This window comes from Streptomyces sp. NBC_00094 (assembly GCF_026343125.1).
In the GTDB taxonomy this organism is placed as follows: domain Bacteria; phylum Actinomycetota; class Actinomycetes; order Streptomycetales; family Streptomycetaceae; genus Streptomyces.
Genome location: NZ_JAPEMB010000001.1, coordinates 390,845 through 413,347, shown reverse-complemented (window position 1 = coordinate 413,347; position 22,503 = coordinate 390,845). Strand labels below are relative to the sequence as shown.

Genomic DNA, 22,503 nt, shown 5'->3' with positions numbered 1-22,503 from the left:
CAGACCGCCACCGCGTGAACACGGGGGGTGGCGTGCACATCAGGTAAGGCGTCCCTTAGCTTGAACCGCGTGCCTGTGAAGTCCTCGGCCGCGTCCGCCGCCACACCGCCCGGCCCGCTCCCGCCGGCCCCGCCGCTCCGCCGCACCCCCGCGCGGCGCGCTGCCCTGCTCGTCCCGCTCGCGCTCGGCGCCCTTCTCGCGCTCGCCCTCGTCGCCTCCCTCGCCATCGGCACCAAGTCCGTGCCGTTCACGGACGTCCTGGCGGCCCTCGGCGGCTCGACGGACGGGGACGCCGTCGTCGTCAGCGAGTTGCGCATGCCCCGGACCCTGCTCGGACTCCTCGCAGGACTCGCGCTCGGCGCCGCGGGAGCCGTCGCCCAGGACGTCACGCGCAACCCGCTGGGCGACCCCGGACTCATCGGCGTCAGTGCCGGAGCGGCCTTCGCCGTCGCGGCCGGCATCGGCATGTTCGGCCTCACCAGCTCCTACCAGTACGTCTGGTTCGCCTTCGCCGGGGGAGCGCTCGCCGGGCTCCTCGCGTACGTGGTCGGCGGCAGCGGCCACGGTGGCGCGACCCCCGCCAAACTGGCCCTCGCCGGAGCCGGGGTGACGGTCCTCCTGGAAGCCGGCACCAACGCCCTGGTCCTCCTCGACGTCCGCACCCTCGACCAGTACCGCTCCTGGGCCGTCGGCTCCCTCGCCGGACGCGACGCCGAACTCGGCCTGCAGCTCCTGCCGTTCATCGCGGCCGGACTGCTCCTCGCCCTCGCCCTGAGCGGCCGGCTCAACGCCCTGGCCCTCGGCGACGACCTCGCCGCGACCCTCGGCACCAAGGTCGCCGCCACCCGGGCCCTCGGCGCCCTCGCCGTCGTCCTGCTCACCGGCTCCGCCGTCGCCGCCTGCGGACTCGTCACCTTCGTCGGACTCGTCGTCCCGCACGTCGTGCGCGCCTTCACCGGCCCCGACGCCCGTCTCCTCGTGCCCTGTTCGGCACTCGGCGGGGCGGTCCTCATGCTGGGCGCCGACGTCGTCGGCCGGGTCGTCGTCCGCCCCGGAGAACTCCAGGCGGGAGTCGTCACCGCCCTGGTCGGCGCCCCGTTCCTGGCCTTCCTCGTCAAGCGCGGCAAGCTCAAGGAGCACACCCGATGAGCGGCAGGTCCACCGCGCACCCGATGGGCGCCGCACCCACGGCGGCGCGCCGCGGCATCCGCCTCGAACTCGGCCCCCTCGGCGTGCGGTTGCGGCCCCGGATCGCCCTCACCGCCGCCGGACTCGCCCTCGTGGCCTTCGCCGCCCTCGTCGCCTCCGTCTCCCTCGGTACGTTCGCGATCCCCGTCGCCGACGTGCTCGGCGCCCTCTTCGGCACCGGCACCGGCGACGCCGACCTGATCGTCCACGAACTCCGGCTGCCCCGCGCCCTCACCGCCCTGCTCGTCGGCACCGCCTTCGGCGTCGCGGGCGCCGTCTACCAGGCCGTCACCCGCAACGCCCTCGCCAGCCCCGACCTCATCGGCATCTCCGCCGGAGCCGGCGCGGGCGCCGTCGGCGCCATCCTCGTCGGCGGCGTCACCGCCGCGGGCGCCGGCAGCTTCGGCGCCGTCCCCTTCGGCGCGCTCGCCGGAGCCCTCACCACCGCCGCCGTCATCTACCTCCTCGCCTACCGCGGCGGCACCGTCACCGGCTACCGCTTCGTCCTCGTCGGCATCGCCGCCAACGGAGCCCTCGCCGCCGTCACCCGCTGGATGCTCGCCGAGGCCGACATCGACCAGGCCTCCCGCGCGATGGTCTGGCTCACCGGCAGCCTCAACGGCCGCGGCTACGAGCACGTCGGCTGGGTCGGGCTCGCCCTCCTCGTCCTCGTACCGCTCACCCTCGCCCTGGCCAGGCCGTACCAGCTCCTGCAGTTCGACGACGACACCGCGCGCGGCCTCGGCATCCCGCTCGACCGGGCCAGGATCGGCCTCCTCGTCCTCGCCACCTGCCTCGCCGCGCTCGCCACCGCGGCCGCCGGGCCGATCGCCTTCATCGCCCTCGGCGCCCCGCAGATCGCCCGCAGACTCGCCGGCACCGCCGGCATCCCGCTCGTCCTCAGCGGACTGACCGGCGCCGCGCTGCTCCTCCTCGCCGACCTCGCCGGGCGGCTCGTCTTCTCACCCGTCGAACTGCCCGTCGGCATCATCACCGGCGCCGTCGGCGCCCCGTATCTCCTGCTCCTACTCACCCGCGCCAACCGCTCGGGGCAGGGAGGCTGACATGACCGCCACCACCACCGCGACCGCCGGAGCGTCCCTCAAGGGCACCGGACTGCGCCTCGGCTACGGCGAGCGGACCGTCGCCGACAACCTCGACCTCGACATCCCGGCCGGCCGCGTCACCGCCCTCGTCGGCCCCAACGCCTGCGGGAAGTCCACCGCGCTGCGCGCCCTCGCCCGGCTCCTCAAGCCCACCGCCGGGACCGTCCACCTCGGCTCCGAGGACATCGCCGAGCTCGGCGCCCGCGACCTGGCCCTCAAGCTCTCGCTGCTGCCGCAGAGCCCGTCGGCGCCCGACGGCATCACCGTCCGCGACCTCGTCGCCCGCGGTCGCACCCCGCACCAGCGGTGGTGGCGGCAGTGGTCCTCCGCCGACGACGCCGTCGTCGACCGGGCCTTGGAGGCCACCGGCACGGGCGAACTCGCCGAACGCGGCCTCGACGAGCTCTCCGGAGGCCAGCGCCAACGCGTCTGGATCGCCATGGCCCTCGCCCAGGACACCCCCGTCCTCCTCCTGGACGAGCCCACGACCTACCTCGACCTCGCCCACCAGGTGGACGTCCTCGAACTCGTCGCCGAGCTCAACCGCGCCGACGGCCGCACCGTCGTCATGGTGCTGCACGAGCTCAACCTCGCCTGCCGGTACGCCGACCACCTCGTCGCGATGCGCGACGGCCGGGTCGTGGCGGCCGGGGCGCCCGGCGAGATCGTGACGCCCGACCTCGTACGGGACGTCTTCGACCTGCCGGCCACCGTCATCACCTGCCCGGTGGCCGGTACGCCCCTCGTCATCCCCGAAGGGGGACGCCGGCCGCGCGTCCCCGGCCCGAAGGCCGGGGACTGACGGACCGGGAGGTCACAGGATCGGTGCCGCCTTCGGCCCGGGCGCCGGGAGGGAGGGCGAGACCGACGCCGTCCCCGACACGGAAGGCGACCTCGCCAGGGACTGCGCCGCGGACGACGACGGGGACTGCGGCGGTGAGGCCGCCGACTGGCTGGCGTCGAGCCCGGCGGACCCGTCCGGGGCCGGCCCGGACTCAGGACCCGGCGACTCGTCCGGCGGTGACGTGTCGGTCGACGGAGACTCGTCGGGCGGGCTCGTCGAGTCGGACGGCGACGTCGGCGGCGAGGACGGCGGCGACGTCGACGGGGTCGGCGACAGCGTCGAGGGGCACGGCGACGGGGTGACGCCACCACTCGGCGTGGGCGTCTCCGTACCCGTCACCGTCACACAGGGCACCGGCGACAGCGGGGAGATCGACGGGGACGTCGAGATCGACGTCGACGGCGACACGGACGGCGTCTTCGAGTGCGTGGGGGGCGGGGGCGGCGGCGGGGTGGGCTTGTCGTGCCGGCCCGTGTCGCCGTGCTTCCGGGCGAACCAGCCGTCGTTCTCGGGGTCGTACACGACGAAGACGTTCACGACCGTCACCGAGGGCGCCACGACGACGACCTGGGAGGAGTTGTACGCCTGCCACGGCGTGCCCGTCGTCTGCGGCGCCTTCTGCGCCACCGGGTCGGTCAGCGGGTTGCCGCACGCGCAGCGCACCCGGGGCACGCCCCGGCCGTCGACCAGTACGGCGGTCCCGGTCTGGAGCACCGCCTGGTACGTGGTGGCGGAGCCGCTCCGGAAGCCGTGGTTCGTCACCCGGGTGTCGGCCCGGAGCTGGAGCGGCGTCAGGGAGCGGAGATAGCCGGGCACTTGGTCCGCCTTGATGCCCAGGACCGAGGCGAAGGCCGCGTTCTTGGTGGGCTCGGCGGAGAGGAAACGCACCTGCTGCTCGACGTTGCAGCTCGCGACCGACTGGGTGCCGCCGTAGAGGCCGGGCGTCGAGCCCGACACCTGGGGGGTGCCCGTTTCGGCCGAGGCCGTACGGGGAGGCAGCGAGGCGGGGGAGGCCGAGCCGCCGCCGGTGCGGGCCGTCGACTGGGTGAAGGGGTCGGGGCCGGACGCGGAGGTGTTCTGGAGGAAGACCTCGCCGCCGCCGGATCCGGTCGTGTCCTTCTTGTCGTCCGACTGACTGGTGAGGACGACGGCCAGGGCCGCGCCCGCCACCAGGACGGCGGTCACCGAGGCGACCTTCGGGACGGAACGCCACCAGGGGCCGCCGTCCTTGCCGGGCCCGTCGTCGCCGGGGCCGGAGGGACCGCCCCCGGCGGACGAGCCGCCTCCGGTGGAACCACCACCGGAGGAACCTCCACCGCCTGGGCCGCCGCCTGGGCCGCCGCCGCCCGGGCCGCCGCCGGAGGGCGGGCCAGGGGGCGGTGGGGGACCTGCGGTCCCCGGACGGGTGGCCGGCCCCGAGAGGGGGCCGGAGGGCGGGCCTGACGGCGGGACCGACGGGGGACCTGACGGGGGGCCGGACGGCGGGTGGGAAGTCACGTTTTTCCCTTTCTTCCGTTCCGCGCCCATTGTGTGCGCGGAACGGCCCTCCTCCGCAAGCGGAGAGCTACCACCCGTGCGCGGATGATCACCACTCGTGCGCGGAAGGCCGATCACCGTCCGCGTGCGGAAGACGGAAGGCGCCTCGCCGTCCGCGTACGGAAGACGGAAGGCCGATCACCGTCCGCGTACGGAAGAACAGCGGTCCACAAGCGGACGGCCGTCACCCGGACTAGCGTGGGCAGGGTGAGCAGTCGGCTCTCCACCTCCACGAGCCCCACGACCCCGACCGGGCGTTCCGGGCTCCTCGTCCGCGTCGGCGTGCAAGCCCTGGTCGCGGTGTTCGCCGGGTACGTGGCGATGGCCGTCGTCGCCGGGCTGGGCCTCTGGGCCGCCGGTGCGGCAGACCTCCCCGGCGGCTTCATCGCCGTCCTCGCCGCGGTCGTCGTCATGGCCTCCGGCGGCAAGGTCGACCTCTCCGGCGACGCCGGAGCCCTCGCCGGAACCCAGGCCGAACTGACCGCGATGCCCCTCACCGTCACCCTCGTGGGCGCGCTCGTCACGGGCTACTGCTTCCTGCGTCCCCTGCGCCATCACGCGGTGGCCGGCACCCGCGAGCTCCTGCTCCGGGCCGCGACCACCGTCCTCCTCTGGCTGGCCGCCCTCGCCGGCCTCTCCGCCCTCGCCCGGCACGACTTCCCGATCACCCTCGGCGGGGACACCTCGCAGGACTCCCTCGGGGACCTCTTCGGTGACCTCCTCGCCGCCACCGACCCCACCGTCGGCTTCCGCACCGACGTCGGCCCCACCCTCTTCTACGGGCTCCTGTGGATCCTCGGTGTGCTCGCCATCGCCCTCCTGGTCTCCCGCAGGACCCCACTGCCGCCCCGGCTCGTCCGCTACCACGAGCCCGTCCGGCCGGCCGCCCACGCGATGCTCGTGCTCCTCCTGGCGTACGTGGCCATAGGCCTGGTCGCCGGCATCGTCGTCGCGGCGACGAAGGGACACGCGGCGGAGACCCTCGCGGTCCTCCTGCTCGGGTTGCCCAACGTGACCTGGCTCGCCCTCGGCGTGGGCATCGGCGGCTCCTGGGAGGGCAAGGTCGAGGGCCCGTTCGGCCTCCCGATGCCCCAGATCCTCGACGCCGTCCTCCGCGACGGCGGCGGAAGCACGGACCTGTCCACCGTCGACCTGTCCTCACTCGCCGCGCAGGACGCGAGGGCCTGGTGGCTGCTCCCCGTCGCCGCCGTCCTGCTGCTCGCCGCGGCCTTCGCGGCGGCGGTCCGCTCCCCGGCCGGAACACGGCTCTGGCAGCACTCCCTGCACCTGGGCATCGCCTTCGCGCTGACCATGCTGGTCGTCACCCCGCTCACCCTCGTCGAGGCCCGCTTCGGCCTCTCGATCCTCGGCATCGGCGACCTCGAATCGCTGGGCGGCGAGGTGCTGCTGCGCCCTGACGTCTGGAAGACGGTCGGCTTCGCCCTGCTCTGGGGCCTGGTCGTCGGCTTCCTCGGCGGCCTGCTGGCCTCCCGGGTCCACCGCAAGGGCGAGGTCGACCGGGAGCTGCCCCGCCCGGGGAAGTCCCGCTAGCGTCACAGCTACAGCTACAGCTACAGCTACGGCTACGGCTACGGCTACGGCTACGGCTCGGGGCTACAGCTCCCGGAAGACCGGACGCGCCCACGAGGGGGGTGCCGGGGGCGGACCGGGGGGCCGGGGGCCCGTCGCCACCACCGGGCCGGCCGGGCCCGTGTCCGACAGCGCCGAGCGGAGCTCCGCGACGAACTCCAGGCACGTCCCGTACCGTTCCTCGGGAGACTTCGCCAGCGCCCTCGCGAAGACCGCGTCCGCCGCCTCCGGCAGCCCCGGACGCACCTCGGACAGCGGCGGCGGCGGATCGTACTGCTGCGCCCAGAGCACCGCCCAGTCCGTGTCGCGGCGGAACGGCGGCGCGCCGACCAGGGTCTCGAACACCACGCACGCCAGGCTGTAGACGTCGCACCGGCCGTCCACCGGCTTTCCCGAGATCTGCTCCGGCGCCACGTAGTCCAGCGTGCCGACGAACTCACCCACCGTCGTGAACCCGGTCAGCGAGAGGGACTTCTTCGTCAGCCCGAAGTCGGTCAGGTAGACGTGCTCGGGGTGGTCGCGGTCGGTGCCCTCGGCGACCAGGATGTTGCCGGGCTTCACGTCCCGGTGCACCAGGTCGTGCGCGTGCGCCGCGTCCAGGGCGGAGGCCACCTGTACGGCGATCCGCCCCGCTTTCTGGGGCGACAGCGGCCCCTCGCGGTCGAGCAGGGCCACCAGGTCCTGACCCGCCACGTACCGCATCGCGATGTACAGGACCCCCTCCGTCTCACCGGCGTCGAAGACCGGCACGATGTGGGGGTGGTCGATCGAGGCGGCGACCCGCGACTCGTGCGCGAAGCGTTTGCGGAAGGTGTCGTTGCGGGCCAGCTCCGGGGCGAGGAGCTTCAGCGCGACCGTCCGGCCCAGGCGCAGGTCGCGCGCCCGGTAGACGACGGCCATGCCCCCGCGGCCGATCTCGTTCTCCACGCGGTAGCCCGCGATCTCCTTGCCGAGGAGCCCGGAGGGCCGGCCCGCCGGAAGGTCCTCGTCCGGTGCCCCGGCGCCGGCCATCAGACCTCACCCGCCGTGCCGGGCGGCCGCGACACGACCTGCGTCGGCGGCGGCCCGGCGGCCGCCGTTGGGTCGACCTGGGGCACGACCTGGGTCGGCTCGTACGCGGCCGGTGCGGGGGACTTCGCGACCACGGCGGTCTCGTCCGCCCCGTCCGCCCCGTCTGCCCCGTCCACCCTGTCCGCCCCGTCCGACCGTTCCGGCTCGGGTACCGGGGCCCCGGTGGCCGACGGGGCCCCGGAGGCCGCGTACGTACTCAGCCCCAAGCCGTCGCAGTAGACCCACCGCTCGTGCTCCGCGTCGTACAGCCACACCGACTCGCCGTCGACGACCATCCCCACCCGCAGGCCCCGCGTCCGCAGCCGGAAGGCCTCGCCGTCGCAGCGGCCCGCGCCCAGCTCCTCGGCGGCCCGCCGGTACCGGCCCAGCGCGTCCTCGGCGCGGGTGATCAGGGGGCGGGGATCGGCCGTCCGGGAGAGTGGCCGACCCGCCGCCGGAGGATCGTCCGGGACGGTGACGAGCAGCCGCGCGTCGACCCACGCCGACCAGCCGTTGGAGCACATCACCCGCCCCCAGTCCCCGGCCCGCTCCGTCAGCCGTACCGGCAGGAACGCGTCGAGCGACGCCGTCGGCAGCCCCGGATCAGGGGCCTCCCAGGCGGAGAGGCCGTCGCGCGGGACGACGTGGGTGGGCCGGAAGTCCGGCACGTACTCCGGCACGTACTCGGGAACGGGGACGCTCACAGGCCTACCTCCGCATCACGACCGGTTCGTGGCGGCGCAGCAGCCGCGCCACGACCAGACCGAGGGCGAGACAGAGCACCACCATCATGCCCATGTCGAACAGCCAGGCTTCCGCCGTGTGCCGCATCAGCGGATCGTCGGTCTTCTCGCTCGGCGCGACCGTCCCGATGTCGATCGTCGCTCCCATCGCGGCGAACGCCCAGCGCGAGGGCACCAGCCAGGCCAGCTGCGACAGGACGGGCGTACCACGCACGGTGAGGAGGGCTCCGCAGAACACCACCTGCACGATGGCGAGGAGGACGAGCAGCGGCATCGTCACCTCCTCCTTGCGCACCACCGCCGACACGAGCAGTCCGAGCATCATCGCGGTGAAGGAGAGGAGCGCGACGGCGAGTGTGATCTCCACGAGCGGGGGCAGCAGGACGCCCTTGCCGCCGGGCACGTTCAGCGGTACGCCGATCAGCGCCACGAGCGTCAGGACCACCGCCTGCACGACCGTGATCAGGCCGAGGACCACCACCTTGGAGGCGAGATAGGCGGAGCGGGACAGGCCGACGGCTCTCTCGCGCCGGTAGATCGTGCGTTCCTTGACCAGCTCGCGCACGGCGTTCGCCGCACCCGTGAGGACGCCGCCGACACAGAGGATGAGCAGGACGTTCAGGGTCGACTCGGGGTTGAGCTCGCCCTCGGAGAGGGCACGGGCCATCGCGCCCATCACGAACGGCAGCGCGATCATGATGGCGAGGAAGGTGCGGTCGGCTGAGAGCGCCGCGGCGTACCGGCGCACCAGCGTCCGCAGCTGCGAGCCCCAGCTCTGCGCCTTCGGAGGCGGAGCCGGTTCCACGGCCCGTACGGTTCCGTCGGGGCCCGTTCCGGGCAGGACGGGCCGCGCCGTCGCCTCCGTGACGTACCGGCTGTGGAAGCGGGAGGACCGGTACTGCTCCGCCCAGTCGCGGTCCCGCTCGTTCTCGAAGGCCTCGAAGGCCTCCGGCCACTGCTCGTAACCGAAGAAGTCGAGGGTGTCGGCGGGCGGTCCGTAGTAGGCCACCCGGCCACCGGGGGCGAGGACGAGCAGCCGGTCGCAGACGTCGAGGCTGAGGACGCTGTGGGTGACGACGACGACCGTGCGCCCGTCGTCCGCGAGCCCGCGCAGCATGTGCATCACGGACCGGTCCATCCCCGGGTCGAGGCCGGAGGTCGGCTCGTCGAGGAAGAGCAGCGAGGGCTTCGTGAGCAGTTCGAGGGCGACGCTCACCCGCTTGCGCTGGCCGCCGGAGAGGCTGTGGATGGGTTGTTCCGCCCGCTCCGCGAGACCGAGCTCGCGGATCACCTCGTCCACCCGGGCCCGCCGCTCGGCGGGCGCGGTGTCCTCGGGGAAGCGCAGCTCGGCGGCGTAACCGAGGGCCCGCCGGACGGTGAGCTGCAGGTGCAGGATGTCGTCCTGCGGGACGAGACCGATGCGCTGGCGCAGCTCCGCGTAGTCCCGGTACAGGTCGCGGCCGTCGTAGAGGACCGTGCCCCGGTCGGCGGGGCGCTGGCCGGTCAGCGCGCCCAGGAGCGTCGACTTCCCGGCGCCGGACGGCCCGACGACGGCGAGCAGGGACTTCTGGCCGACCGGGAACGACACCTGGTCGAGGAGGGTCTTGCGCCCGTGGTCGACGGTGACGGCGAGTTCCTGCACGTCGAGGGAGATCTCGCCGGTGTCGGTGAACTCGACGAGCTGCCCGCCGATCAGGCAGAACGCGCAGCGGCCGATGCCGACGATGTCGTCCGCCGTCACGCGTGCGTCGACGACGGGACGGCCGTTGAGGAAGGTGCCGTTGTGACTGCCGAGGTCGTGGATCCAGTAGGTGCCGTCAGCGGCGGCGCGCAGCTCCGCGTGGCGGCGGGAGACGATCAGGTCGGGGACGACGACGTCGTTGTCGGGGGCGCGGCCGATCCGGATGCTGTGGGCGGGCAGCGGCCGCACGGACGTCGGCTGCCGGAAGGTGCCGGTGGCGGCGGGATACGAGACGGAGGAGGGGCGAAGCGGGCCCTCGGGGTGGACCGGCACGGCGGGGCGTACGGGGGTGGGGGGCTCCGGCGCCACGAGCTTCGGGGTCACGGACTCCGGCGCCGGCGGCTCGGGCCATGACGGCTCGGGCCACGACGGCTCGGGAGCGGGCGGGGGCACGGGCTGCGGCTCGGCGGCCGGTGGGGCGACCGATGGCGCGGCCGGCGGAGGCGTCGGCGGGGGAAGGGGCGGGGGTACCGGATCCGGCTCTGGCTCTGGCTCCGGCACGGCGGCCGGTGGCTCCGGCGCCGGTGGGTGGGCCGCGGGCGCGGTCGAGAGCACCGCGCGCGGGCCGTCCTCCGGATGCCCGAACCGTACGACCGTCCCGGGGCCGACCTCCCGCGACCCCGCCACCCGCAGGCCGTCGGCGAAGGTCCCGTTCGTGCTGCCCTCGTCCGTCAGGTCCCAGTGACCGGTGACGGCGCGGAGCAGTGCGTGGTGCCAGGACGCCCGGGCGTCCGAGAGCACGATGTCGCTGGTGGGGTCGCGCCCGATGCGATAGACGCGGCTCGGGTTCATGAGCGTCGCGTCCCCGTCGATCTCGAGGACCAGGGCGGGCGCGGCGGGCACGACGGGCCGCTGTCCCATGCGTGAATCCTATCCGCCGGTGCTGATCCGTGCCCGGGAAGAAGGCGCCGGTAGGGTGGGCGCCTCCGCCGCGACGCGGCGCCCGACGAAGGAGACCCACCCGTGCCGAAAGGTGTCACCAGGCGACGGCCCCGCACCCGCGCGGCGCTCCTGAAAGCCGCGCTGGAGACGTTCGCCGAGCACGGTTTCCACGCGTCGACGATCGAGCAGATCTGTGAGCGCGCGGGGTACACGCGGGGCGCGTACTACTCGAACTTCGCCGGCAAGGAGGAGCTCTTCCTCGCCCTCTTCGACGAACACAGCGAGCGAACCGTGCGGCGGCTCGCCGAGGCGATCGACGCGCTGACGGCCGAGGAGTACACGCTGACGCGGCTCGCGGAGCTCGCCGCCCGCATCGAGCCCGACGAGCGGGACTGGTACCTGGTCACCACCGAGTTCACCCTGCACGCGATCCGCGACCCGCAGGCCGCCTGGGTACTGGCCCGCCACGACGAGCGGCTGCGCGCCGAGATCGCCCGCGGCCTCACGCACGTCCTGCGCAGAGCCGGGCGTGAACTGACGGTGGACGCCGACCGGTTCGCCCGGCTCATCGTCGCCCTGCGCGAGGGCGGGCTGGCGCAGAGCTACGTCGAACCGGCGGCGCTGCCGCTCGGGAGCCTCGAACGGGAGTTCCTGGCCCCGCTCCTGGAGGTGTCGACCCGGGAACTCCCCGATGCCGAGGGTCAGTCGAAGAGGTCGGGGTCGGACGCGGTGATCTGATCCCACAGGGGGCGCGCCTGGAACCAGCCCGCGAGGTGGCCTCCGACCTGGCCGCGGGTGAGGAGGGCCGTCTCCCGGTCGATCAGCTGCGGGGTGCCCGCGGCCATCGCGAGGAGCTGCGCCTGGCAGGACCGCTCCATCGTGACGAACCACCACACGGCCTCGGCGACGGAGTGACCGACCGTCAGGAGCCCGTGGTTCTTGAGGATGACGGCCTTGTGCCCGCCCAGGGCCTTGGCGACCCGCTCGCCCTCCTCGGTCTCGTTCACGACGCCCCGGTAGTCGTCGTAGATCCCGTGGTCCTCGAAGAAGGCGCAGGCGTCCTGAGTGATCGGGTCGAGCGGGATGCCGAGGCTGGAGAACGCCTTGCCGTGCAGGGAGTGCGAGTGCGCTGCGGCGACCGCGTCGGGCCGGGCGGCGTGGACGCGCGAGTGGATGACGAAGGCGGCCCGGTTCACGGGCCTGCGCCCTTCGAGGACGGTCCCCTCGTGGTCCACCAGGATCAGGTCGGAGGCCTTGATCTGGCTGAAGCTCATCCCGAAGGGGTTGACCCAGAAGGCGTTCGGGTCGCCGGGGTCGCGGACCGTGATGTGCCCCGCGACCCCCTCGGAGAACCCGAACCGGCCGAAGATCCGGAAGCCGGCGGCGAGCTGTTCCTTCCGGTGACGACGCTCCTCCTCGACGGTGTCGAAGGTGGGCGGCAACGGCAGGACGACCCCGTCGGGCAACGGCCCGACGGCGGCGGCGAGCGCGGGCGGCACGGTGCTCATGACGGCTCCTCGGTGAGGGGGTGGGGCGCGGCGCGCCAAAAGATACAGAGATGTATCCGATACGACAACGGATCGACGCCCGCCGACGCGGGAAGGGCTGCCCCTCGCGCTCAGCGGGCCGGCGCCCCGAACCGGGCCAGGTAGTGCCAGACCTTCTTCACGTCCTGGAGGTCGTGCTCCCCGGACCCGGCCGCCTCCTGGACGACCCGGGGGTCGAGGGCCCCGTCGACGGCGATCCGGGCGCCCAGTTCGACGTACTCCGGGCCCCGGAATCCGGGATGCCGTCGCAACTCCTCGACGGAGAGCCGGAACCCGCCGTGCCACTCGACGGCGCATGGCAGCCGTCGGGCCGCCGCCTCGACCTCCGTGCCCCGGTGGCTCGGGTCCAGGACCAGTGCCTCCACGTCGCGCCCGATCACCACGGGGCCGTGGATCTGGGCCTCGACGTAGTCGTCGAGGGGGTCTTTTCCGTCGGCCTCGGCGAGGGCGATCAGGCGCATCCGGGAGGCGACGCCGAAGTCCGCGGGCTCAAGGAAGCTGTCCGGATAGCAGAAGGACGCCCGCTCCAGGGCGGCCGCCGTCAGCCGCAGATGGGCCGAGCCGAAGCGGGGGGCGGCGCCGAAGGGCCGGCGGCGGAAGTCCAGGGCGCCGTAGACCGGCCGCGCGTGTGCCGGCGCCGCGTCGTACGCCCCGCCGAAGATCCGGCTCTCCCAGCGCAGGCGGTCCCCGCCGGGCCGGGCGGTGAGCCCGCCGTTGCTGGTGCCGGTGGTGAACTGGGAGCGGTAGACGCCGTCGACCGCGAGCCGGTCGAGGAAGTGCGGGTGGAAGTTGAGTGTGACCCGCAGGTCGGGGGTGAGCGGATCGCCCGTGGAACGCTCGGTGACATGGGCGAGGGCCCGGCGGGCGTGCTCGTGGAGGGGCGTCATGGGGGGAGTGTGCCGGAAGGTGGGGCTTGCGGCCTGGGGTTTTCGCTGGCTACGGTCAGGGTGGGGCGGTAGGAAAGCGCTTTCTGCTGGCTGTGCCGTGAGGTTCACCGCCTCACCGTTCCCGTCCGCCGCCATCCCCTCACCTCCTGGAGTCCACCGCGTGCCCACCACCGACGTGCTGATCTACACCCGCACCGCCGGGTACCGCCACGACTCGATCCCCGCCGGGGCCGCCGCCCTCGCAGGGATCGCCCACGAGCAGGGATGGAAGGCCGAGGTCACCGACGACCCGGGGGCCTTCACCCCCGGGCGGCTCGCCGTGTGTGCCGCCGTCGTGCTGCTCTCCACCACCGGCACCGTCCTCACGCCCGAGGGGCGCGCCGCCTTCGAGGCGTACCTCCGGGGCGGCGGCGCGCTCCTCGTCGTCCACGCCGCGGCCAACGCCGAGCCGGACTGGCCCTTCTACGGAGAGCTCCTCGGCACCCGCTTCGACGGTCATCCGGAGATCCAGCCGGGCACCGTGCTCGTCGAGGACCCCGACCACCCGGCGACGGCTCCGCTCCCGGGCCGCTGGGCCTGGACCGACGAGTGGTACAACTTCACGGCCAACCCGCGAGGGACGGGCGTACGGGTCCTCGCGCGGGCCGACGAGTCCTCGTACCGCGGCGGCACACTCGGCGACGACCATCCGCTGGTCTGGTGCCGGGAGGTGGACCGGGGGCGCGTCTTCTTCACCGCGCTCGGGCACTCCTCGGAGGCGTACGACGCCCCGGTCTTCCGCGCACACCTCTCCGGCGCGCTGGCCTGGCTCACCGCCTGACGACTCCCCGACGGCCGTCACCCCACCGCCCCGCCCCTGTTGCGCCGCCGCGCCCGGCGCGGGAGGTTGCCGGTGGGGGCCGATGGCAGGAGGAGACACGTCATGGGCATCGCCACGGTGAACCCCGCGACGGGCGAGACGCTGCGCACCTACGAGGCCCACGGGCCCGACGAGGTGGAGCGGCGCATCGCCGCCGCGCACGAGGCGTACCGCCAGTACCGCACCACGACCTTCGCCGAGCGCTCCCGCCTGATGCGGGCCGCCGCCACCCTCCTCGACGAGGACGGCGAGGACATCGCCCGCACCATGACGGTCGAGATGGGCAAGCCGATCGCCGCCGCCCGCGCCGAGGCCGCCAAGTGCGCCAAGGCCATGCGCTGGTACGCCCGGAACGCCGAGGAGCTGCTCGCCGACGAGCATCCCGCCGAGAGCGACGTCCAGGACTCCGGCGCGGACCTGGCCCGCGTCCACTACCGGCCCCTCGGCCCGATCCTCGCCGTCATGCCGTGGAACTTCCCGCTCTGGCAGGTGATCCGCTTCGCCGCGCCCGCGCTGATGGCGGGCAACACCGGCCTCCTCAAGCACGCCTCGAACGTGCCGAGGACCGCGCTGTACCTCGGAGACCTGTTCCGGCGCGCCGGTTACCCGGACGGCTGTTTCCAGACGCTGCTCATCGGCTCCCGCGACGTCGAGGCCGTCCTGCGGGACCCCCGCGTCGTGGCCGCCACCCTCACGGGCAGCGAGCCCGCCGGCCGGGCCGTCGCCGCCGTCGCGGGCGACGAGGTCAAGAAGACCGTCCTGGAGCTGGGCGGCAGTGACCCGTTCATCGTCATGCCGTCCGCCGACATCGTGCGGGCGGTGAAGACCGCCGTCACGGCGCGCGTGCAGAACAACGGCCAGTCGTGCATCGCCGCCAAGCGGTTCATCGTCCACCATGACGTGTACGACGACTTCGTCGAGCGCTTCACCGCCGCCATGAACGCCCTCACCGTGGGCGACCCCCTCGACGAGTCCACCGACGTCGGGCCCCTTGCCACCGAGCAGGGCCGCGCCGACCTGGAGGTCCTCGTCGACGACGCCGTAGGCAAGGGCGCGACCGTCCTCTGCGGCGGCCGCCGCCCCGAGGCGGACGGACTCCGGCACGGCTGGTACTACCGGCCGACCGTGATCACCGGGATCACCCCCGCGATGCGGATCCACCTGGAGGAGACGTTCGGCCCGGTCGCCACCGTCTACCCGGTCAGTGACATCGAGGAGGCCGTGACCGTCGCCAACGACTCCCCGTTCGGACTCAGTTCGAACGTCTGGACCCGCAAGGACGAGGACATCGCCTTCTTCGTCCGTGACCTGGAGGCCGGCGGGGTCTTCGTCAACGGCATGACGGCCTCGCACCCCGCGCTCCCCTTCGGCGGGATCAAGCGCTCCGGCTACGGCCGCGAGCTCGCCGGCCACGGCATCCGCGAGTTCTGCAACGCGACCACGGTCTGGCAACGCGCCTGACAAGCGCCGGGGCCGCGTGCCTGACCAGTGCCGGCGCCAGAGCCCCGCGCCTGACCAGTGCCAGAGCCAGAGCCCCGCGCCTGACCAGTGCCAGTGCCAGTGCCCCGCGCCTGACCAGAGCCGTCGCACATGCGTGACCAGCGCCCGCCCTCCACCCGCCCGTACCCGCTCGGCGCGGGCGGCCCCTCAGCCCCGCGTCCACTCCAACAGCCGCTCCGCCGACCAGGTGTTGACCACCCGCTCCTCCGGTACGCCGCACTCCTCGGCCCGTGCGCAGCCGAGGATCTGCCACTCCAGCTGCCCCGGCGCGTGCGCGTCCGTGTCGATCGCGACGTACGCCCCCGCCTCCACCACCCTCCGCAACAGCTCGCGCGGCGGATCGAGGCGCTCCGGGCGGCTGTTGATCTCCACCGCCGTCCCCGCCGCGGCGCAGGCCGCGAAGACCCTCTCCGCGTCGAACTCCGACGCGGGCCGCAGCCGCCCGCCCGCCACCAGCCGTCCCGTGCAGTGTCCGAGCACGTCCACCAGCGGGTCACGGACGGCCCGTTCGAGCCGGCGGGTCATCGCCGGCGCGTCCATCCGCAGCTTCGAGTGCACCGAGGCGACCACCACGTCGAGCCGGTCGAGCAGTTCGGGCTCCTGGTCGAGCGAGCCGTCCTCCAGGATGTCGCACTCGATCCCGGTGAGCAGCCGGAAGGGTGCCCACTCCTCGTTCAGCCGCCGCACCACGTCCAGTTGCTCGCGCAGCCGCTCCGGCGAGAGCCCTCGCGCCACCGTGAGCCGGGGCGAGTGGTCCGTCAGGACGGCCCACTCGTGCCCGAGCCCCGCCGCCGCACGGCCCATGGCCTCGATCGTGGCGCCGCCGTCGGACCAGTCCGAGTGGAGGTGGCAGTCGCCGCGCAGGGCCGCCCGGAGCGCCGCGCCGGCGCCGTCCGCGGGCGCCGAGGTCCGTAGAGACTCCTCGAGCTCCGCTTCGAGGCGGGCCAGGTACTCCGGCACCCGGCCCTCCAGGGCCTCGCGCACCACCGCCGCCGTCTTCGGTCCGAGCCCCTTCACCGCCTCCAGGGTCCCGGCCGCCGCACGCCGGGCCGCCTCGCCCTCCGGCAGGTCCGCGACCACGGCGGAGGCCGTGCGGAACGCCCGCGCCCGGTACCCCGGCGCCTGTGCCCGCTCCAGCAGGAACGCGATCCGGTTCAGGGCGGCCACGGGATCCATGGAGTCCTCCTTACCGACACCTATCGCCTCCCACCGACTCTGCCGACGCTCACTGACCCCTGCCGACCGTCACCGAGTCCGGCCGGCTCACACCCTCCGCCCGGCCGACTCTCACCCGCCGCCCGGCGCGGAGTCCGCCGTCATCGGGGTGGGTTCGATCTCGCACCACACGGCCTTGCCCTCGCCGCGCGGCTCGACGCCCCACCGGGACGACAGCGCGTCGAGCAGCAGCAGTCCGCGCCCCGAGGTGGCCGCCTCGCCGGGGGTACGCCGCCGGGGCCAGGCGCTCGACCGGTCCTGCACCGAAAGCCGTACCCGCCGCACGGGCTCGGGCAGCACCTCCAGGGTCAGTACCGCGCCGCCCTCGGTGTGCAGCAGCACGTTCACCAGCAGCTCGCCCGTCAACAGCTCGGCGTCGTCGGCCAGTTCCGGAAGACCCCAGTCCCGCAGCGCCTGCCCGACGGCCGCCCGCGCGTCCGAGAGCCCCTGCGGGTCGGCCTGGTGGATGTACTGGTGGATGCGCGGAGCCCGCGGCGTGCCCGGGTCGGGGCTGCGCCGCAGCACGAGCAGGGCCACGTCGTCGCCCGAACCCCATCGCTCCCAGAGCTGCTCGGAGAGGTGGTCGGCGAGCGCCTCGGCCTGCGGGGGGCCGCTGCTGATCGCCTCGGAGAGCGCCGTGAGACCCGCCTCGATGTCGGAGCCGGGCTGCTCCACGAGCCCGTCCGTGCAGAGCACCAGCGTCTCACCGGGCACGAGGTCGAGCCGCGTCTCCGGGAACTCCTCGTTCCCGAACACGGTCGCCAGACCGAGCGGAAGCCCGCCCTGCAGGTTGGGCTGCCCCACCCGGCCGTCGGTGTGCCGGATCAGCGGCCCGAGATGCCCGGCCCGTACGGCGCGCAGCGTGCCGCTCGCCAGGTCCACCTGCGCGTAGGTGCAGGTCGCGAAGCGGTTGGTGTCCAGTTCGGCGAGGAAGCGCGAGGCCCGGGCGAGGACCGTCGACGGGGCGTGCCCCTCACCCGCGTACGCCCGCAGCGCGATGCGCAACTGCCCCATGATGGCGGCCGCGTGCGTGTCGTGGCCCTGGACGTCGCCGACGACGATCCCGACCCGGTCGCGGGGCAGCGGGATGACGTCGTACCAGTCGCCGCCGACCTGCCGTCCGCTCCACGCCGCGTGGTAGCGGACGGCGATCTCGCCCCCGGTGATCTCCGGGATCCGGCGCGGCAGCATCGTCGCCTGCAGCCCGGTGGCGAGCTCCCGTTCCTCGTCGAAGAGGATGGCCCGCTGGAGCGACTGGGCGACGATCGCCGCGAGACCGAGCGCCAGGTTCCGCTCGTCGGCGTTGAAGGACGAATGGCCCCTGTAGAACAGCGCCATGCCGCCCAGCGACCGGGCCTGCGCCACCAGGGGCAGGTAACAGGCGGACCGGAACCGTAGCCGCGAGAGGTACGGAGCCAGCTCGGGGAAGTCCTGTCCGAGCGACTGGAACGAGGAGACGAACCGCGGCCGGCCGGTCAGGACCGCCTCGGCCAGCGGCAGCCCCCGTTCGAGCCGCCGGGTGCGGAAGCCGTTCAGGACGTCGAGGGACTCGCCGCTGAGCGCGATCATGTTGAGCGAGCCGTTCTCGACGAGGCCGAGCGCGAGCCCCTCCGCGCCGAGCCGGGCGAGCCCGCCGGGCCCGGTCAGGGCGGCGGTCACGTCGTCCACCGTCACCGCGCGCGACAGCGCGTTCGTGGTCCGCTCGACGATGGTCGTCTGCACCTCGCGCCGCTTCTCCAGCTCCAGCACGAAAGCGGTGTGCGTGACCTCGGCGGTCGTGTCGCGCACGACCCCCACGATCCGCTGGGCCCTGCCGTCCGGCCTGCGCAGGATCCGGGCCTGCACGTGTGTCCAGTGGGGTGCGCCCTCGGCCTGCGGAATCGGGAAGTGCGCGGTGTACGACACCGAGCCGCTCTTCACCGCCTCCCGGACGATGTCCTCGAGACGGGTCCGCTCCTCGGGGGCCAGACGGGCGACGAGGGTCGCCGGACGCCCGTCATAGGCGTCCGGGGCCAGCCCGAAGACCAGCAGCCCGGACTCGTCGACATCGATCGTTCCGGTGTCGAGATCCCAGTCGAAGCTGCCGGTGCGGTTCATGGCGAGCCGCTCTGCGGGCCCGATCTCGCCATTGCGCGTACGGCGGTCGTCATCGGTCATCCTTCCCATTGTCGAACCCGCACCCCTCGGACGCCATGGCGATGACACGGCGTGGCGCGAGTTCGCCGCGACGGTCGGGCGTGCCGGCCCCCGCACCCGGCGGGGCAGAATGGGCCGGTGCAGCCGCCCTATCGTGTCCTCGGCCCCTGTCAGGCACTCCGTACCGACGACGGTACGGAGGCCACCCTGTCCGGCGCCAGACTCCGGGCGCTGCTCACCGCACTGGCCGCGGCGGCCGGACGGCCGACGGGTACCGGCGCGCTGATCGCCCAGGTGTGGGCCGACGACGACCCCACGGCGGAGCCGGACCGGACGGCCGCGCTCCAGGCCCTCGTGGGCCGGCTGCGGAGGGCACTCGGGCACGCGGCGGTCGTCGCGGCGCCCGGCGGCGGCTACCGGCTGGCCGCCGGGCCGGACGCCGTCGACCTGCACCGCTTCGAACGGCTCGCCGCCGAGGGTTCGGCCGCCCTCTCCGCCGGGCAGGCCGCCCGGGCCGCCGTCCTCCTCGACGAGGCGCTCGGCCTGTGGCGCGGGCCGGCCCTCGCGGACCTCCCCGGCCGGGACACGGACCCCCTCGTCGTACGCCTCGAACAGCGGCACACGCAGGCGCGCCGCGACCGGCTCGCCGCCGGTCTGGCCCTGGGGCGGGCCGCGGACGTCCTCGCACCGCTCGCCGCCCTCGCCGCGGAGCATCCGCTCGACGAGCCCGTCCAGGCCCTGCGGATCCGGGCCCTGCGGGCCGCCGGACGTCCCGCGGAGGCACTGGCGGCGTACGAGGGGGTGCGATCGGGCCTCGCGGACCGGCTGGGCACGCACCCGGGCCCGGAGCTGCGGGCCCTGCACGCGGAGCTCCTCGACGGACCCGTACCCGTACCCGTACCCGTACCCGTACCCGTACCCGGACCCGTATCCATGCCTGTAAGCGCGCCCGCCCCCGTATCCACGTCCGCCCCCGCCCCCGCCCCTGCCCCCGCACCCGTACCGGATCCGGCGTCCGGGCCGTACCGGGCCTCCGGGCTGCCCGCCCGGCTGACCTCGTTCATCGGCCGGGACGGCGAACTGGGCGCGCTCGCCGCCGAGTGGGCCGACCGGCGGCTCGTCACCCTCACGGGGCCCGGGGGCGTCGGCAAGACACGGCTCGCCCTGGAGGCGGCCGAGACCTACGAGGGCGGACCGGTGCACCTCGCCGAACTCGCCTCCGTACGGGAGGAGTCCACGGTCGCCGCCGCCGTCCTGGGCGCGCTGGGGGCCCGCGAGACCCAGCTCTGGAACGGCCCGGCCGTCGCCGAGGCGGTGGGCCCGAAGGGGTCGCTCGACCGGCTGGTCGAGCACTGCGCGGGGCGGCGGATGCTGCTCGTCCTCGACAACTGCGAGCACGTGATCGCCGCCGCGGCGGAGCTCGCGCATACCCTCCTCACCCGGTGTCCCGGCGTGACCGTCCTGGCGACGAGCCGGGAGCCGTTGGGGGTGCCGGGGGAGGTGGTGCGTCCGTTGGGGCCGTTGCCGGTGGGGATGGCGTTGCGGTTGTTGGGTGAGCGGGGTGCGGCGGCGCGGCCGGGTTTTCGGGTGGCGGATGATGCGGGGGCGGCGGAGGAGGTGTGTCGTCGGCTGGACGGGTTGCCGTTGGCGATCGAGTTGGCGGCGGCGCGGTTGCGGATGTTGTCGGTGCGGCAGATCGCGGACCGGTTGGATGATCGTTTCCGGTTGTTGACGTCGGGGGCGCGGACGGTGTTGCCGCGGCAGCAGACGTTGCGGGCGGTGGTGGACTGGTCGTGGGAGTTGCTCGACGGGTCGGAGCGGGCGGTGTTGCGGCGGCTGGCGGTGTTCACGGGCGGGTGTGATCTGTCGGCGGCGGAGGCGGTGTGCGCGGACGGTTCCGTGCGCGACGTGCTGGATGTGCTGGGTGCTCTTGTCGACAAGTCGCTCGTGGTCGCGGGGCCGGGGTCCGAGGGTGAGGGGATGCGGTTCCGTCTCCTTGAGACGGTGGCGGAGTACGCGGGGGAGCGGCTGGACGAGGCAGGGGAGCGGGTGGCGGCCGAGCGGCGTCACCTCGCGTACTACCGCGAACTGGCCCGCCGTACCGACCCCGAACTCCGCGGCCCCGGACAGGCGGAGGCCATCGGCCGCCTGGAGCGCGAGCACGGCAACCTGCGGGGCGCCCTGCGGGCCGCCGTGGCGCTCGGCGAGGAGCAGGAGGCGCTCTGCCTCGTCCACTCCCTGAGCTGGTTCTGGCAGCTGCGGAACCACCAGTCGGACGCCCGGACGTGGGGGGCCGAGGCCGCCCGGCTCGGACCCGACCCCTTCGAGGTGCCCGTCCGTCCCGCCGAACCGTTCGACGGCCGCTGCGTCGACGTACCGCCGCCGTGGACCGGTGAACGTCTGTGGGAGGCCCGCCGCGGAGGCAGGCTCTACGCCCTCGCGACCGAGGGGGGCGAGGGCGCGACCGTCCTCGAACGGCCCGAGACCCGCGCCCGGCTCACGGCCCTCGTCGCCGCCTACCGCCCGGGCCTCCCGCAGACCTGCCGTCAGCCGGGGACCATGTGGTACTTCGCCCGCCTGATGACGGGGGAGCTGGCGGGCCTGGACGAGACGCTGACGCTGACCGTCTCCGCCTGCCGGGACCACGCCACCGGCTGGGACCTCGCCTTCGCCCTCCTCATGCGGGGCAAGCTCCTCGGCCACGGACCCGGGGACGCCGACGAGGCACTCGCGCTCTTCGAGGCCGCCGGGGACTCCTGGGGCATCGCGGAGTCCCTCTCGGCCAGGGGCGAGGCGTACGAGCGCGCGGGCCGGCTCCCCGAGGCCGCCGCAGACTTCGAGCGGGCCACCCACGCCGCCGCCCGGGTGGGCGCGCGCTCCCAGGTTCCCGTCTTCACGGCGCGCCTGGCGGCCGTACGGCTCCGGCTCTGCCCTGAGGGCGACGAGGCCGCCGAACGGCTCCTCGCCGACGCCGCCGACGCGGCGGGGGAGTGGGGCGCCGAGGCCGCGGGCACCGGCCGGCTGCTCCTCGCCCAGCACTACGGCCACACCGACCGGGTGGTCCTGGCCCGAGCCCAGCTCGCACGGCTGGAGGACGAGTTCGGGGCGCACACCCCGGCGCTCTTCTGGGGCCTCGTCGGCGGGACGTGGGCGTGGCTCGACTGCCTGGACGGCGCCCACGACCGGGCGCTGGAACGCCTGGCCCGCGCGGTCGCCGACCTGGAGACCCTCGCCCACCTGGTCGCGCCCTACCTCGTCGTCGCCCAGTTCGCGACGGCCGCCTGGGCCCGGGGCGGACGTGCCGCCCCGGGCGACGCCGAGACCGGCGCCGGACTCCTCGGGGCGTACGACACCCACGTCGGCCCCCGGACCGGCGGCGGCTTCCGCCCCTTCGCCCCGCAGACGGAGGCCGCGATCCGCACCCGCGCCGAGGAGACGCTCCGCGCGGCCCTCGCCCCGGAGGCGTACACCCGTTCCTACGAGGAGGGCGCCGGGCTCTCCCTCGAAGCCGCCGCGACGCTCGTCCGCCGACCGAAGGAGAGCCGGGACGACTGACCGGTACCCCTGTCGCATCACGTCCCCCCTTCGGGGCCGGAGCGTCGGTCGTGCCCTCCCCGGGCGGCCGGAGCGTCGGTCGGCCGCCGCCCCGGATGCGGTCCCGTCGGCAGGACACGAGAAT

The 22,503-nt window shown here is 74.4% G+C and carries 16 protein-coding genes; 8 read left to right on the top strand and 8 right to left on the bottom strand.

Going from position 1 to position 22,503, the window contains the following annotated elements:
* Positions 1-69: 69 nt before the first annotated feature.
* From OG580_RS01895 to OG580_RS01885, 3 genes are read left to right on the top strand one after another with little or no spacing between them, the layout of a single operon-like run.
* Positions 70-1,149 (top strand): iron ABC transporter permease, encoded by a 1,080-nt coding sequence (locus OG580_RS01895; RefSeq protein ID WP_323182542.1) that lies wholly within the window; start codon positions 70-72, stop codon positions 1,147-1,149.
* Complete coding sequence (locus OG580_RS01890; RefSeq protein ID WP_267041880.1) at positions 1,146-2,252, top strand: iron chelate uptake ABC transporter family permease subunit; 1,107 nt, start codon at positions 1,146-1,148, stop codon at positions 2,250-2,252. The genes OG580_RS01895 and OG580_RS01890 overlap by 4 nt, the downstream gene beginning before the upstream one ends.
* Before the next feature lies 1 nt (position 2,253).
* Positions 2,254-3,096 carry an ABC transporter ATP-binding protein gene (locus tag OG580_RS01885; protein ID WP_267041879.1) on the top strand — a complete coding sequence of 281 codons (843 nt, stop codon included), beginning with the start codon at positions 2,254-2,256 and terminating at the stop codon, positions 3,094-3,096.
* Between the two features lie 12 nt (positions 3,097-3,108).
* Here OG580_RS01885 and OG580_RS01880 read toward each other — a convergent pair whose 3' ends face one another.
* Positions 3,109-4,323: a DUF6777 domain-containing protein gene (locus tag OG580_RS01880; protein ID WP_267041878.1), complete on the bottom strand. Its 1,215-nt coding sequence runs from the start codon at positions 4,321-4,323 to the stop codon at positions 3,109-3,111.
* 549 nt (positions 4,324-4,872) lie between these two features.
* On the opposite strand from OG580_RS01880, the gene OG580_RS01875 reads away from it, so the two are divergent.
* Complete coding sequence (locus tag OG580_RS01875; protein WP_267041877.1) at positions 4,873-6,225, top strand: streptophobe family protein; 1,353 nt, start codon at positions 4,873-4,875, stop codon at positions 6,223-6,225.
* 63 nt (positions 6,226-6,288) lie between these two features.
* On the opposite strand, the gene OG580_RS01870 is transcribed toward OG580_RS01875, so the two are convergent.
* From OG580_RS01870 to OG580_RS01860, 3 genes are read right to left on the bottom strand one after another with little or no spacing between them, the layout of a single operon-like run.
* On the bottom strand, positions 6,289-7,275 hold the full coding sequence (locus tag OG580_RS01870) for a serine/threonine-protein kinase (RefSeq protein WP_267041876.1): 987 nt from the start codon (positions 7,273-7,275) through the stop codon (positions 6,289-6,291).
* The gene (locus OG580_RS01865) at positions 7,275-8,018 is read right to left on the bottom strand and encodes a hypothetical protein (RefSeq protein ID WP_267041875.1); all 744 of its coding nucleotides are present in this window, start codon (positions 8,016-8,018) and stop codon (positions 7,275-7,277) included. The genes OG580_RS01870 and OG580_RS01865 overlap by 1 nt, the downstream gene beginning before the upstream one ends.
* 4 nt (positions 8,019-8,022) lie before the next feature.
* Positions 8,023-10,659: an FHA domain-containing protein gene (locus OG580_RS01860; protein WP_267041874.1), complete on the bottom strand. Its 2,637-nt coding sequence runs from the start codon at positions 10,657-10,659 to the stop codon at positions 8,023-8,025.
* A gap of 102 nt (positions 10,660-10,761) precedes the next feature.
* On the opposite strand from OG580_RS01860, the gene OG580_RS01855 reads away from it, so the two are divergent.
* Complete coding sequence (locus tag OG580_RS01855) at positions 10,762-11,418, top strand: TetR/AcrR family transcriptional regulator (protein WP_267041873.1); 657 nt, start codon at positions 10,762-10,764, stop codon at positions 11,416-11,418.
* Here OG580_RS01855 and OG580_RS01850 read toward each other — a convergent pair.
* Positions 11,382-12,188 carry a class II aldolase/adducin family protein gene (locus OG580_RS01850; protein ID WP_267041872.1) on the bottom strand — a complete coding sequence of 269 codons (807 nt, stop codon included), beginning with the start codon at positions 12,186-12,188 and terminating at the stop codon, positions 11,382-11,384. The two genes, OG580_RS01855 and OG580_RS01850, sit on opposite strands and share 37 nt — an antisense overlap.
* Positions 12,189-12,298: 110 nt before the next feature.
* Complete coding sequence (locus OG580_RS01845) at positions 12,299-13,114, bottom strand: DUF3626 domain-containing protein (protein WP_267041871.1); 816 nt, start codon at positions 13,112-13,114, stop codon at positions 12,299-12,301.
* Positions 13,115-13,274: 160 nt separating this feature from the next.
* On the opposite strand from OG580_RS01845, the gene OG580_RS01840 reads away from it, so the two are divergent.
* Positions 13,275-13,934, top strand: coding sequence for a ThuA domain-containing protein (locus OG580_RS01840; RefSeq protein ID WP_267041870.1), 660 nt, complete (start codon positions 13,275-13,277; stop codon positions 13,932-13,934).
* 102 nt (positions 13,935-14,036) lie between these two features.
* Complete coding sequence (locus OG580_RS01835; protein ID WP_267041869.1) at positions 14,037-15,434, top strand: NADP-dependent succinic semialdehyde dehydrogenase; 1,398 nt, start codon at positions 14,037-14,039, stop codon at positions 15,432-15,434.
* Positions 15,435-15,620: 186 nt separating this feature from the next.
* On the opposite strand, the gene OG580_RS01830 is transcribed toward OG580_RS01835, so the two are convergent.
* Both OG580_RS01830 and OG580_RS01825 read right to left on the bottom strand, forming a co-directional pair.
* A complete protein-coding gene (locus tag OG580_RS01830; protein ID WP_267041868.1) occupies positions 15,621-16,649 on the bottom strand; it encodes a PHP domain-containing protein in 1,029 nt (342 codons plus the stop codon).
* Between the two features lie 111 nt (positions 16,650-16,760).
* Positions 16,761-18,845, bottom strand: coding sequence for a SpoIIE family protein phosphatase (locus OG580_RS01825; protein ID WP_267041867.1), 2,085 nt, complete (start codon positions 18,843-18,845; stop codon positions 16,761-16,763).
* 117 nt (positions 18,846-18,962) lie between these two features.
* Here OG580_RS01825 and OG580_RS01820 point away from each other — a divergent pair, with 117 nt between their 5' ends.
* Positions 18,963-22,379, top strand: coding sequence for a BTAD domain-containing putative transcriptional regulator (locus tag OG580_RS01820; protein WP_267041866.1), 3,417 nt, complete (start codon positions 18,963-18,965; stop codon positions 22,377-22,379).
* Positions 22,380-22,503 lie beyond the last annotated feature (124 nt).

Bases quoted from the DNA above. Each gene is read 5' to 3' on its own strand.
- OG580_RS01850 (WP_267041872.1), bottom strand. From the start codon at position 12,188: ATGAGCACCGTGCCGCCCGCGCTCGCCGCCGCCGTCGGGCCGTTGCCC.
- OG580_RS01835 (WP_267041869.1), top strand. From the start codon at position 14,037: ATGGGCATCGCCACGGTGAACCCCGCGACGGGCGAGACGCTGCGCACC.
- OG580_RS01890 (WP_267041880.1), top strand. From the start codon at position 1,146: ATGAGCGGCAGGTCCACCGCGCACCCGATGGGCGCCGCACCCACGGCG.
- OG580_RS01825 (WP_267041867.1), bottom strand. From the start codon at position 18,845: ATGACCGATGACGACCGCCGTACGCGCAATGGCGAGATCGGGCCCGCA.
- OG580_RS01860 (WP_267041874.1), bottom strand. From the start codon at position 10,659: ATGGGACAGCGGCCCGTCGTGCCCGCCGCGCCCGCCCTGGTCCTCGAG.
- OG580_RS01870 (WP_267041876.1), bottom strand. From the start codon at position 7,275: ATGGCCGGCGCCGGGGCACCGGACGAGGACCTTCCGGCGGGCCGGCCC.
- OG580_RS01845 (WP_267041871.1), bottom strand. From the start codon at position 13,114: ATGACGCCCCTCCACGAGCACGCCCGCCGGGCCCTCGCCCATGTCACC.
- OG580_RS01885 (WP_267041879.1), top strand. From the start codon at position 2,254: ATGACCGCCACCACCACCGCGACCGCCGGAGCGTCCCTCAAGGGCACC.
- OG580_RS01830 (WP_267041868.1), bottom strand. From the start codon at position 16,649: ATGGATCCCGTGGCCGCCCTGAACCGGATCGCGTTCCTGCTGGAGCGG.